11 protein-coding genes are annotated in these 12,472 nt (G+C 51.9%); 7 read left to right on the forward strand and 4 right to left on the reverse strand.

All coding sequences use genetic code 11. The annotated features are described in order from the left end of the window. Positions 1-275 precede the first annotated feature (275 nt). The 3 genes from JW984_09130 to JW984_09140 all read left to right on the forward strand — a co-directional run bounded on the left by JW984_09130 (position 276) and on the right by JW984_09140 (position 2,670). Positions 276-506 (forward strand): hypothetical protein, encoded by a 231-nt coding sequence (locus JW984_09130; protein ID MBN1573342.1) that lies wholly within the window; start codon positions 276-278, stop codon positions 504-506. Between the two features lie 176 nt (positions 507-682). Then, on the forward strand, positions 683-1,102 hold the full coding sequence (locus JW984_09135; GenBank protein ID MBN1573343.1) for an alpha/beta hydrolase: 420 nt from the start codon (positions 683-685) through the stop codon (positions 1,100-1,102). 338 nt (positions 1,103-1,440) lie between these two features. Further along, entirely contained in the window at positions 1,441-2,670 is a 1,230-nt protein-coding gene (locus tag JW984_09140) for a thioredoxin domain-containing protein (GenBank protein MBN1573344.1), read from the forward strand. A gap of 671 nt (positions 2,671-3,341) precedes the next feature. On the opposite strand, the gene JW984_09145 is transcribed toward JW984_09140, so the two are convergent. Then, positions 3,342-3,974 (reverse strand): TetR/AcrR family transcriptional regulator, encoded by a 633-nt coding sequence (locus JW984_09145; protein ID MBN1573345.1) that lies wholly within the window; start codon positions 3,972-3,974, stop codon positions 3,342-3,344. 204 nt (positions 3,975-4,178) lie between these two features. Between JW984_09145 and JW984_09150 the strand changes: the two genes are divergently transcribed. The 4 genes from JW984_09150 to JW984_09165 all read left to right on the forward strand — a co-directional run bounded on the left by JW984_09150 (position 4,179) and on the right by JW984_09165 (position 9,456). Beyond that, positions 4,179-5,627, forward strand: a complete 1,449-nt coding sequence (locus tag JW984_09150) for an aminotransferase class III-fold pyridoxal phosphate-dependent enzyme (GenBank protein ID MBN1573346.1) — start codon at positions 4,179-4,181, stop codon at positions 5,625-5,627. 77 nt (positions 5,628-5,704) lie between these two features. Then, complete coding sequence (locus JW984_09155) at positions 5,705-7,351, forward strand: FGGY-family carbohydrate kinase (protein MBN1573347.1); 1,647 nt, start codon at positions 5,705-5,707, stop codon at positions 7,349-7,351. Next, entirely contained in the window at positions 7,348-8,010 is a 663-nt protein-coding gene (locus tag JW984_09160) for a class II aldolase/adducin family protein (GenBank protein MBN1573348.1), read from the forward strand. The genes JW984_09155 and JW984_09160 overlap by 4 nt, the downstream gene beginning before the upstream one ends. Before the next feature lie 315 nt (positions 8,011-8,325). Continuing rightward, on the forward strand, positions 8,326-9,456 hold the full coding sequence (locus tag JW984_09165) for a metallophosphoesterase (protein MBN1573349.1): 1,131 nt from the start codon (positions 8,326-8,328) through the stop codon (positions 9,454-9,456). 117 nt (positions 9,457-9,573) lie between these two features. Here JW984_09165 and JW984_09170 read toward each other — a convergent pair whose 3' ends face one another. The 3 genes from JW984_09170 to JW984_09180 all read right to left on the reverse strand — a co-directional run bounded on the left by JW984_09170 (position 9,574) and on the right by JW984_09180 (position 12,450). Beyond that, positions 9,574-10,182 (reverse strand): lysophospholipid acyltransferase family protein, encoded by a 609-nt coding sequence (locus JW984_09170; protein ID MBN1573350.1) that lies wholly within the window; start codon positions 10,180-10,182, stop codon positions 9,574-9,576. A gap of 699 nt (positions 10,183-10,881) precedes the next feature. Beyond that, entirely contained in the window at positions 10,882-12,042 is a 1,161-nt protein-coding gene (locus JW984_09175) for an aminotransferase class I/II-fold pyridoxal phosphate-dependent enzyme (protein ID MBN1573351.1), read from the reverse strand. Positions 12,043-12,126: 84 nt separating this feature from the next. Continuing rightward, entirely contained in the window at positions 12,127-12,450 is a 324-nt protein-coding gene (locus JW984_09180; GenBank protein MBN1573352.1) for a hypothetical protein, read from the reverse strand. Positions 12,451-12,472: the final 22 nt, after the last annotated feature.

Raw genomic sequence — 12,472 nt, forward strand, 5'->3', positions numbered from 1 at the left:
TTGAAGAAGACCATAAAGGAGTAATTTTTTTACAAATATATTTAGTTCATATGAAATAAATATATTTGAATAATTATTTTTCAACGGCATCATAAAGACGTACCAACGACCGCGTAGTAAGGATAGTGCGATGGAATATATTTGTCACCCAATAAGAGAACAAGGAGGGAGTTCAGATGTAAAACAGGGATATAATATTACGCAGGATAGATGATGATCAAGCCTGGCTCGAATCACGCTATCGATACGTAGACTTACCGGATTGGCCCAACGCGATGGTTTACGACAGCGGCGGGGATGGGGAAGTGCTTTTCTTTGCGTCCGTCATGCCGCCGTTTGACGTTATTCATGTTCCAAATATCAAGTATTTTGGGAAAAGATTCAGAGTGGTTACCTATAGACGCCGTGAGTCGGTGGCCCGGCCGATATACCCGGCCGAGCGCGCGGATGAGATCAGAAATCTCTTGAATGCGCTGGGTATCGATCGTGCCCATTTCTGCGGCTGAACGAAGGGGCGATTGCCGTGTTTGCGCTGGCAAAGACGGGCCCGCGGCGGATACGATCTGTCATATGTACCTGTATCGGGATGGACAACTTGATTTCTCCATTCAAATTTTGGTTTGGGAGGAACTTTCCGGGCAATCCGAGCGCAAAGCTTGTCGGCCGGCTGGTGGTTTTATTGATGTTGCTTCGTACTCCCGATAGTTTTGTCGTGGCCCACCTGTGGAGCAAAAACCCAAACCCAATGTCGACGATGATAAACGGTGTCTTCCCACTGTACGAGCACTACGATCCGCCGGTCGAGCATTTGACCATGCCGGTGTTGAACATACAGTCATCCCCGGCCTTGTCGGATGATTCCGCCCTGCGATTCGTGGAGCTTCCGCCCAAGGGGGAGCTGAAAACCATTCCGGGGCTTTCGCATCTCTGCATGTGGACGAAGGCGGACAAGTTCAACCGTCTATTAGCAGAATTTTTTAACGGACTTTCCCGACGCGAAGAAAGGTTGATCGGTTATACAGGAGTATCGATTCCGGGTTGCGGCACCAATGGTTTCAAGGGGAGGGCGACAATTTTTGCCCCCCCCTTTTTTGCTGAATGATCAGGCTTCAACTTCGATTACTGAATAGTATTTTGTTCCTGTTACAGAAAGTTGTTCGGGCGGTTTTTGTGATCTTTGGTCGGGGGGCATTTAGGAAAATTCATGGACGGATTGCCCAATCAAGAGTTGTATGATATGATAATGGAAGCAAAAATCTTGACTTGGAAACGGCAAAGGGAGCATAATTCCTTTGATTTGCACAGGGGGCTTTATGATCGCACGCCGGCTCATGGAGCGTTATTCACTTGATCTTGTAAATTCGGGCATGAGACATACACTTTTGGATTTACGTATAAACCGGTATCGTTGTGGGGACGGGTCGATTGGGTACGGGATATATGCAGAAAATTAAGAAAGTTACCAATATATTGCTTCTGCTTTCGGGGGCGGGGGCCGTCATCGCTGTTGTGTTGACGGCCGCCCACTATATGCCCGATTTCGGTAAAACGCTTCCCTTCTGCGGAGAGGCGGAGGGATCGTGCGTTGATATTTATCAATTGCCGTATGCCCTGTTTCTGGGAATCCCCATCGCGGCATACGGTCTTTTTTTCTATCTTGTCGTTATATTCACCCTTATTGCCGCCGACGCCGCGGGGGGGAGATATTATCGGGAAGCTACGGTCATACTCCTGCCTCTGTGCGCCCTGGCCCTCGTTATTGATCTGGGATTGGGAATCACACTCATTATCATCGGGGAACTCTGCATTTATTGCGTCGCAACATATGCAATAAACATCATTCTTTTCTTGCTTCTGATTTATTCATTCAAAACAGCGAATAAGGCCGAGGGGGTGTCGTTTTTCGCCACGTTGAAAAACATCTTGAAAATAGGTGAAAACGAGAGAGAAAGAAGGGCGATCTACGCGCTTTATATGATTTGTGTCACCCTTATCTTTTCTTCCGTTTTTTTTCTGTCTCACGCATTTGGAAACAAGACGCCGGATGTAAAAACAGATGCTCAATTGTACATTGATGAATTGTATAAGGCTCCGCCCGAAGCGATCGATTTCCCCGAAAGTGACCTTGTCGTTGGGAACAAGAATGCACCCCTGACCGTTTATGTCTTCACGGATTTCCTTTGCAGCGCCTGTTACAGGCTTTATAATAATGAGCAAATCCTGCTGAAGCGGTTCGATAATCAAATAAGATTCGTCCATTACAATTATCCGCTGGATATAAAGTGCAACGAATCGATGGGCCGGACGTTGTATAAAAATTCATGCATCGCATCGCGCTCTATGCTTGCGGCTTCCGATGCGGGTGTTTTCTCCCAATACTATGAAGAACATTATTTAAGGTATAATAAATATAACCACAACTTTACCTTGGAGGATGTCACCGTCAACATGGGAACTCTTGCGGATTCAATTCTTTTTATGAAGTATATGGGATCTCCCAAAACGGACTATATCATCCAGCGTGACGTCAGGTTGGCAAGGAAACTTGGGATCAAGGGCACGCCGGTCCTTTTCGTCAACGGCAGAAGGATCGGGGGGGCGATTCCTGTCGAGGTGATGGAGAAGATTGTCTATAAGGAGCTTTCCTCACCTCAAAAAGAGAATAAGTAGATGAGCAGACGATGAAGATCGCGGAAAATCCCGCTGTTTGAGTCGTTCTGTAGTTTTAAAAACAAATATCCCAGAGTGAGCATTCTGAGGAATAAAGAGAGGAAAGTGAAAAAATTGTGATAAAGACAATTGTTGCCTGTTTGTTCGTGATGGGGATGCTGGCCTTTGCATCGACTGCGTTCATGGCCGAACCTCCCGTGAGTACGCATCTTTTGCAGGGGGATAAGATTGAATCATCGGGGCCGGCGGAAAACCGCGTCCTTCTTGCCACATTTGTTTGCGGCGGTGGCTACTGTGATGACGGTGAGAGCTGCTGTGACAGCTACAACGCCTGTTGTCCGTCCGGGATGAACATGTATTGCAGCGGTTCGAATACCTGCTACAGCTCTATAGCGGACGCTCAAGCCGATTGCGGCGACAGCTATGATATTTGCTGGTCACCGGCCAATTAGGGGCTAAATGGATTCGATTCCTAAAGGTCATTACCGGCAGTGCAGTGGAATTGATTAAAGAGATTAATTAGGAAGGGAGGCTGACTTATCTGAAACGAGGACTACCCCCAGGTGCCGGCGGTTTCTTCCATGGAACTCGGTCTTTACGCTATGCTCGTCCGCCTTCCTGGGGGCACCATCCAATATCAAATATAAATTTCCTGAGCGATCCGGTTTGTTTCAGGCCTTTTCCTTCATCGGCGGATCCGGGATTCTCCCTTTAGCCTTGTCTGCCTCGGAGCGGGTGAGAAGACCTGCGGCCAGAAAGGAGAAGAGAAAGTCCGTTATCTCCCCGCGGTCGACAGATCCCGGATAGCGCACAAGGAGGTTGCAGAGATTGTCCATCATCCCCACGATAGCCACCGCCGCAAGACGGGTGTTGCAGGGCCGAATCCTGTTGTCGGCCTGACCGGCCTCAAGCTCTTCCGCCACCAGATCTATGAAACGGCCGCGGACCTCTTCGATGTTTCTGAGCACAGATTCGTCTATGCCTGAGCTCACCTCGTTGAAGACTATTTGAGCGAGGTCACTGTATCTAATGTACCTGTCCACGTTGATGTCTATCAGCTTCCTGAAGTGATCTATGAAGGGAAGGTCGGACTTCAGGCTCGTCCTTATCTCCCCCATCACGGCCTCCATTCCCTCGGTCACCGTGGCGGAGAAGAGGAGGGACTTGCTCTCGAAATTGTAATAGAGGGTTCCCTTGGAGACGCCGGCCGTCTCGGCTATGTCGTCCATCTTTGCCTGGTGAAAACCGTTTCTGGAAAAGACCCTGACCGCGGCGTTAAGTATCTTTTCTCTCGTCTCTTTCATCTGTATTATTAAAGTGGTTGTTTATCTTCTTGTCTTCCACCTTAAGATACAGGCTCGGGAGTAAATAGTCAATAAAAAAATTGTACTGACCGGTCAGTTTTTTGTTGACAACCGTGTTGAAATACTGTATTGAATTGAGGGTAAATAGGAAAATACCGCACTTCATCGTACAATAACCATCCAAGTTTAAAGGAGGCACCCACCATGACAGCTCAGGAATACGCAATCTCCCACTGGCCCGATACGGAAGAGATACTCGCAAAATTGGACAGACTGACCCATCAGCCGATGCGTCCAATCCCCAGGGACAAGATGGAAGAGTATCTGGCCTATTTTGAGAATAAGTGCAAGAAGTCGAAGTCATTGATCGAGAAGGCCCGGCAGTACATCCCCGGCGGTGTTCAGCACAACCTCGCCTTCAACTACCCCTTTCCCATCGCCATAGAAAAAACGGAAGGCCCCTATCTCTGGGATGTGGACGGCAACCGCTACATCGACTTCCTTCAGGCCGGCGGGCCAACCCTCCTGGGAAGCAATTTCGGCGAGGTCCGGGAAAAGGTATTCGACCTGATAACCAACTGCGGCCCGGTTACCGGGCTGTTTCACGAGTACGAGCTTAAGCTGGCGGAGCTTATCAGCAGACACATGCCGGCGGTGGAGATGTTCAGGATGCTAGGCTCCGGCACGGAGGCGGTGATGGCGGCGATCCGCGCCGCAAGGAACTTCACAGGGAAGAAGAAGGTCATCAAGGTGGGCGGCGCCTACCACGGCTGGAGCGACCAGATGGTCTACGGCCTCCACATACCGGGGCTTGCCGGCTTCGAGGCGCACGGCATTCCCCCGGAGTGCATCGAGCACACACAGGAGTTTTTCCCCAACGACATCGACGGGCCGAACGGGCTTACCGCCATCATGGAGAAAAACGAGACGGACGGGGGAACCGCGGCGGTCATCGTGGAGCCGTTGGGGCCGGAGAGCGCCACCCGTCCGGTCACCCGGGACTTCAACCAGCGGGTGAGGGAGCTCTGCGACAGGTTCGGGGCGCTCCTAATCTTCGACGAGGTGGTCACCGGCTTTCGCGTTGGGCTCGGCGGGGCGCAGGGCTACTTCAAGATAAAGCCTGACCTCACTATCTTCGGAAAATGCGTCGCCGGGGGCTACCCGGCGGCGGGGGGGCTGGGCGGCCGCAGGGACATCATGCTGACCCTGGCGGCGGGCCTGGAGGCGGGAAAGCCGAGGGTTTATGTGGGGGGGACGCTGGCGGCAAATCCGTTGAGCTGTGTCGCGGGTTATTACTCGATCCTGGCGATCGAGGAAAACCGGGCCCACGTGGTCGCCGGTCAGGCGGGCGATCGCTTAGCTCAGGGGCTCAACGAGATCATCGAGAGGCACGGACTTCCCTTCGTGGCGTTCAACCACGGCTCGATATGCCACCTGGAGACCTCGGGGGTGATGCTTCTAAACATCGACCACCCGAATCTTCTGGATGAAGCCAAGCATAGAAAACACATGATGGAGGAGATGGGGGCCGCCTTTATGGCGGAGGGGATCGTGACACTGGCGGGAAGCCGGCTCTACACCTCCATGGCGGACACCGACGACGTGATAGACGACGCCCTCGAGCGCTTCGACCGGATTTTCAAGGATATTTAGCGTTGACGGCGGCCCGTTTTGATATTAAACTTTCGACTACGTAGAGGGGAGGCGGCGTTATGACCGATAGATCCAAAATGAAAGGTTCGGAAACACTGGTTCTGGTATTTGACGTTGGGACAACCGGATGCAAGACCTGTCTTTATAGAATCGAGAAGAGGGTGGAACAGCTCGACTCCTGCGTCGTGGAATATCCCCTCTACATGACGGAGGGCGGCGGCGTGGAGCAGAAGGTGGACGAGTGGTGGGAGGCCCTCTGCAAGTCCACGAAGATCGTCCTGAAGCGAAAAAAGGTCAGGAAGGATGGCATCGCCGGGATGGCCTTCAGCTGCCAGATGCAGGGCTCCATCCTCGTGGACAAGGAGGGCAAAGCGCTCCACAACCCGATGATATACATGGACAGCCGCTCCGTTGAGCAGATCGAGCGGTTCCTTTACCACGGGCTGTTCCGCATAGAGAAGTGGAACGCGCCGCTGACCCTGAAATCCCTTTATTACACCGGGGGGCTCGCCGCAACGCCGAAGGATCCGCTCTGGAAATACCACTGGGTCAAGGACAACCGCCACGATATATTCGAGCGGGCCCACAAGTGGCTCGATGTGAAGGACTACCTGATACTGCGTTGCACCGGCAACTACGGGATGACCTACGACTCCGCCCACCTCACCTTCGTGTACGACACGAGGCCGAAAAAACTGGGCTGGCACGAGGGTCTGTGCCGCACGTTTCAGGTAAATACGGATCACCTGCCGCCCGTGGTCGGCTCCACGGACGTGGTGGGGCATCTCACCGATGGGGCCGCAAAGGAGATGGGCCTTGCACCCGGAATCCCGGTCTTCGGGGGCGGGGGGGACACTTCGATGACTTCCATCGGCGCCGGCTGCGTCAGAAACCACGACACCCACATCTACATAGGGACATCGGGATGGGTAGGCGCGAACCTCGACAGGCGAAAGGTTGACGTAAGCAACTTCATCGCCTCCATTCTGGGGCCCATCCCCGGGCTTTACTGCTACATAGCCGAGGCCGAGACGGCGGGCGCCTGCCTGGCGTGGGTGCGAGATCACCTCGCAATGGACGAGATAGGGATATACTTAAAGGAGCACCCGGCGAAAGACCCGGAGGCGAGAAAGGATCGGCTGTTTACGCTCCTCAACAGGGCAGTGGACGAGACGGAACCGGGGGCCGGGGGGGTGATCTTTACCCCGTGGCTCCACGGAAACCGCGCCCCCAGGGAGGACTCCCACGCCCGCGGCATGTTCTTCAACATGGGTCTGACCACCGGAAAGAGGATGCTGATTCGCTCGGTGCTGGAGGGGGTCGCGTACCACGACCGGTGGATGCTGGAGGCGGTGGAGCGGGCAATCCCCAAAAGGGAGAGTGTCAGGCTGGTGGGCGGCGGGGCCAAGTCGGAGGCCTGGTGCCAGATCATGGCGGACGTGACCGGCCGGAAGATCGAGACCATCGAGAGGCCCCAGGATGCGGGCGCCATGGGCGCCGCGGTGGTCTGCGGGGTGGGGCTCAAGATAATAAAAAGCTTTACGGACGCCTCCGATTTTATCAAGGTGACCCGAACCTACGAGCCTAGAGCCGAGTACAAGGAGATGTACGACCGCAATTACAGTCTGTTTCAGGACCTTTACAAACAGAACAAAAAGCTCTTTTACCGAATGAACGCGGCCCGCCAGATAAAACGGCCGGCCCCCTCAGGAGTAGAAAAATGACCCAATTTTTGAAAGAGTGCCGGTCGGTCATAGATTCCGCCCAGTGGCTGTTATCCCAGGGATACTTCGGGCCGGAGCTGGGCACCGCCGGGAATGTGTCCGTGCGTATCGAAGGGGAGGAGTTGATCGCCATAACACCTTCCGGGCGCAGATACCAGGATCTTGTGCCGGACGACATATCAATCGTCGACTTCGGCCAGAACATGGTCTCAGGAAGCCACTATCCCAGCGTCGAGGCGGGGATGCACCTCGGCGTCTACCGCGCGAGGGAGGACGTGGGGGCGGTGGTCCATACCCACCAGCCGTACGCCAGCATCTTATCTGTCATCAACGAGCCGATCCCGCCCCTCTTCGACGATATCACCATGGCGCTGGGGGGAGTTGTCGAGGTGGTCCCCTACGCCCTGTCCGGCTCCCCGGAGCTGGTGGAAAAGGTGGCTGGAGTCATCACAAACGGCTGTATGGCGTTCATAATGCAGAATCACGGGGCGCTCTGCCTCGGGGCCACTATCGAAAAGGCCACCAAGAACGTGGCGTTTCTCGAAAAGGTCGCCCACGTCTATTACCACGCCCTGACAACTGGCATGCCGATAAGCGAGATCCCTAAAGAGACCGTTCAGATGCTTTACAGCTTCAGCAAGACCAAAACAAGCATTTGAAGCGGGGAGAGTTAAAACAGGACCGTTTACATCATACTATGGGAGGGGGGGGTCGTGCCTACGCCTCCCTCTTCAAAAATCCGATCTAATCTGGAATCCGCTTACGCCGTTTTTAAAATTGTTGATGCAAATCAACAATGGAATCGGCCCGCCACTTAAGCTCTACAGCGCTCCAAGACGAACCGCAATAGACTCCTATGCAAGAAGTTGAAACGGTTGATATTGCAAATCTAAAGTAATGAAACAGAAAAGTATAGTATAATGGTAGAGCCAAGATGAAAGGACGGGATATACCATAAAACAGGGAGCGCCTTCATGTTTTTTTTGAAATTCATGACGATCTACATTTTGATGAATGCCTACATCTATTTCCGCGGTTTTACCGCGATTTCAGGCCAGGGCAGATGGGTCATCGGCCTAAGACTCCTGTTTGTCTTCCTGGTCGTCGCCTTTCCGGTCATGCACTCCCTGGAGGATAACCTATACGGTACCTTTTGGAATACTGTAAGTATGATCGGCTCGTTCTGGGTTGTGGCGATGGTCTATTTCTTCTTGATCGTCTTGTTGTCGGACGTAGTGAAACTCATAGATCACATTGTGCCCGTAATACCTTCCCGGTTCAAGGCAAACCAAAAACGAACGGGTAAAGCGGCCTTTTTCGGATCCGTTGCGGTCGTCGTCCTAATTATCTTTCTCGGCTGGCTCAACACGCGGTTTATCAGGGTCGAAAACGTAAAGGTAAATCTTGCGAAACTCCCGGAGGCCCATAATTCCACGACCGTAATATTTGTCTCCGACTCTCACATCGTGCCGACCACACACGGGAAACAAGTGGAGAAATTCGTAAAAGAAATCAATGCAGAAAACCCCGATATAATCCTCATCGGCGGCGATCTCGTTGAAGGGAGCGTCGACGGTCTGGGTCGTTTTTCGGGAATTCTCTCCCAGCTTAGGGCGCGTCATGGCGTATATGCGGTGTTTGGAAACCACGAATACCACGGAGGGGTGGAAAAAGCGGAGGTTTTCATGAAGTCCGCTGGAATTGTTGTGTTGAGGAACAAGGTTGTGACCTTTCCGGGCATTGCTAACCTCGTGGGGCTCGACGACCCGAGGTCAAGAGTTAAGGCGGCGTCGATCCCGGACCTTATGGCAGAATGCGACGCATCTCTCCCCACGATCCTGTTGACGCACCGTCCGACAAAAATGGAAGAATACGCCGAAAGCGGGATCGACCTCATGCTTGCCGGTCATTCCCATCACGGCCAGTTCTTCCCTCTCACGATCGTGACCGATTTTGTCTATAAGGTGAGTTACGGTTACGCCCGGATCGGCCAGATGCAGGTCTATGTTACCAGCGGCATTGGCACATGGGGGCCGCCCGTTAGGATCCTCACGCACCCGGAGATAGTAAGAATCTCCCTGATAAATGAGCGGAGCGGGAACTAATAGAACTAAATAAGTATATATGACCGGAGTTCATGGGGTGGGAGGTCCAAATATTTTAGAGTTAAGCGGTAATACTAAATTAGTAGGATGAATTGATAATCTTCAAATCTACCAATTTTATCTCTTTATCTTTTTTTGTTCAATTTCTACATCCCCTGCTTTTTCCGGAAACTTCCCGGATACGTTCGCATAAAAAGATTTTATTAACTCGATGTCCGCCTCAATATCTCCGGTCGGTGTAATCACAAGACCGATTCCGGCAGTTTTGCGACGATAATCGATAAAAGCAAGTACAATCGGAACTTGAGCGCCTTGCGCAATATAATAGAATCCTGTTTTCCAATACTTTACCTTCTTACGCGTTCCTTCGGGAGTAATGACCAGAATTAGTTTTTCGCTATTGCCAAAGACTTGAATCATTGCTTCGACTACATTACTGGATTTTGAACGATCAACAGGTATACATCCACACCATCTGAAAAACACACCAAACGGCCAACGAAATAAGCTGTCTTTTCCCAATGTAGATATATTAGTCCTTAACGCAAAGGCAAGGAACAACATGACCAGAAAATCCCAGTTGGACGTGTGGGTTGCAATGGCAACAAATTTTGGAATATTCGGTAATCGACCCTCAACACGCCAACCAAAGATTCTAAAAATATATATAGATAGTCTTTGTAGAAAATAACTTAAAATTGGAGTATTATAAACTGTATAACGCATAGATTGGATCACATATTATTTAAAAAATAAAAACAAGCCTTGCCTTTACTGAAGTTACCGAACTTAGAATTCACCTGTAATAGAATAATTATATACTATTCTAAAGGTTTTTAAAATAGTAAAGACTAAAAAGGAGTGAGCCTATGACAAAGAAGATAGTTTCGTGCATCCCCTTTCCCCCGAATGAAAAAGTTACGATTTTCCCTGACAGTTTAGTCGTTTAGAGATACGATATTCTTTAAAAAAAAGCCATCCCCGAACATTATTTATTCGGGGATGGCGTACGGCCATCCTCTTGGGTATAAAAGTATTTAACCCCAGAAAACCTTATACCTTAAGGAGGACATTATGACCGCAAAGAAGAAGTTAGCACAAAAGAGGTTCAGATTGCTACAATTAGCTGAAAAACTTGGCAATGTTTCCAGGGTCTGCAGAATGCACAACGTTTCCCGCAGTCAGTTCTACGAGTACAAGCGGGCGTTTCAGGAGCATGGCCTTGAAGGGCTGATCGACAAGCCCCTCATTCCCGGCTCTATGGTGAATACTCGAAATGAAAAAATCGGGGTTCCGTCCGCGCTCCCGATCGGAAGCTGCTTCAAGACGTCTTTCGCCCCCTCAATCCGGGGCCTAATCTTTTCGGCCTTGTCAAGACTCACTATTTTGATTCAAGTCTCCCTGTTGCTCGCAATACATAAATGGTTAAGAGATAAATTTTTTGATTCTCTCCATCGCCTCGGAGAGACGCTCCACGGGCTGGGCGTTGGAGATGCGGACATACCCCTCGCCCCCTTCTCCGTAGGTGGAGCCGGGTATCATCCAGACATTCTGTTCATCGAGGAGTTTCATGGAGAAATCCCTTGATTTAAATCCCTCGGGGATCTTCCCCCAGCAGTAGAAGGTGGCCTTCGGCTTTGTCATCGCAAGGCCCATCTTCGTCCATGCCTCGTGAACTACGTCCCTCCGCTCGGTGAATATCCTGTTTCGCTCCTCCATCCAGTCAACCGGCCCGGTCAGGGCAGCCGTCGCCGCCGCCTGGAGGGGGTAGAATATGCCTCTATCCGCCTGGGACTTGATCTTCGCCATCCCCTCGATAATCTTCCTGTTGCCGAGAAGCATCCCGACCCGCCACCCGCAGCAGTTGAAGGACTTGCTCATGGAGTTGAGCTCGGCGCCGACCTCCTTCGCCCCGGGGATGGAGAGGAAGCTTGCCGGCCTGTATCCGTCGAAGGAGATCTCCATGTACGGGTTGTCGCTCATCACCCAGACGTCGTACTCCCTTGCCCACTCGATCAGCTTCCTGTAGAATTTCTCGTCCGCGACAGCCGCCGTCGGGTTGTTCGGGAAGTTCACCCAGATCATCCTTGCCTTTTTGGCCGTGTCAGCCGGGATATTATCGAGGTCGGGGAGGAAATCGTTTTCGGCGGTGAGGGGATAGAAGATCACCTCGCCCCCCGCTATCTTGATCCCCGCCTCGTAGGAGGGGTAGGCGGGGTCCGCCACGAGGGCCGTGTCTCCTGTGTCGAGGAGGCAGTTCGGTATCTGGTAGAGACCCTCCGCCGCGCCCATGAGGTAGAGGACCTCGGTTTCGGGATCGACCTCCACGTTGTAGCGTTTTTTGTACCAGCCGGCTATCGCTTTGTAGAACGGATTTATCGGGTAGGCGGACGGGTAGTGGTGGTTGCCAGGGTCGGCGACCGCCTCCCCCAGTGCCTTGAGGATGTGATCGGGCGGCGTGGTGTCCGGGTCGCCCAGGCCAAGGTTGATGACGTCCCTCCCGTCGGCTTTCATAAGGGCGATCTTCTGGTTCATGGCGGGGCCGAGATAGGCCCTGAAATTTTCCAATCGGTCGGCGGTTTTCATAACATCTCCTCTTATTGGTTACCGTAACAGTTTTCTGTTGCTTGGGGCGAGAAAGCCGTTATGGATAGATAACGACGGTCTGTTTCATTGATCCCTCTTCATCACGAGGTCTTTGAGCACCCTCTCCTTGTTGGTCGGCTCGAGGACTGTCTCATCGAAGATCTCGGTCTGGCACAAAAGTCCGGCCACCCCGTTTATCCTGCCGGTACACTTAGCGCATATACCGAGGGAACACCCGGCGTGGTCGTAATAGGCTATGGTGGAATCCAGGTTCTGATAGATGTAGTCGAGGGCGTCCATGGCGCTCATCCCTTTTTCATGCGGAATTTCATAGTCCCGATAATAGGGCTCCTTATCCACTTCGGGATTGTATCGAAAAACCTTAACCTTTAATCTCTTCTCAGTCATAATATACCCCTTAATTCCTCTT

It is taken from the genome of Candidatus Zymogenus saltonus (assembly GCA_016929395.1).
Classification (GTDB): domain Bacteria; phylum Desulfobacterota; class Zymogenia; order Zymogenales; family Zymogenaceae; genus Zymogenus; species Zymogenus saltonus.

Coding starts and splice junctions, on each gene's coding strand:
- JW984_09155 (MBN1573347.1), top strand. CDS start 5,705: ATGAAAGGTTCGGAAACACTGGTTCTGGTATTTGACGTTGGGACAACC.
- JW984_09180 (MBN1573352.1), bottom strand. CDS start 12,450: ATGACTGAGAAGAGATTAAAGGTTAAGGTTTTTCGATACAATCCCGAA.
- JW984_09170 (MBN1573350.1), bottom strand. CDS start 10,182: ATGCGTTATACAGTTTATAATACTCCAATTTTAAGTTATTTTCTACAA.
- JW984_09160 (MBN1573348.1), top strand. CDS start 7,348: ATGACCCAATTTTTGAAAGAGTGCCGGTCGGTCATAGATTCCGCCCAG.
- JW984_09145 (MBN1573345.1), bottom strand. CDS start 3,974: ATGAAAGAGACGAGAGAAAAGATACTTAACGCCGCGGTCAGGGTCTTT.
- JW984_09140 (MBN1573344.1), top strand. CDS start 1,441: ATGCAGAAAATTAAGAAAGTTACCAATATATTGCTTCTGCTTTCGGGG.
- JW984_09150 (MBN1573346.1), top strand. CDS start 4,179: ATGACAGCTCAGGAATACGCAATCTCCCACTGGCCCGATACGGAAGAG.
- JW984_09165 (MBN1573349.1), top strand. CDS start 8,326: ATGTTTTTTTTGAAATTCATGACGATCTACATTTTGATGAATGCCTAC.
- JW984_09175 (MBN1573351.1), bottom strand. CDS start 12,042: ATGAAAACCGCCGACCGATTGGAAAATTTCAGGGCCTATCTCGGCCCC.
- JW984_09130 (MBN1573342.1), top strand. CDS start 276: ATGGTTTACGACAGCGGCGGGGATGGGGAAGTGCTTTTCTTTGCGTCC.
- JW984_09135 (MBN1573343.1), top strand. CDS start 683: ATGTTGCTTCGTACTCCCGATAGTTTTGTCGTGGCCCACCTGTGGAGC.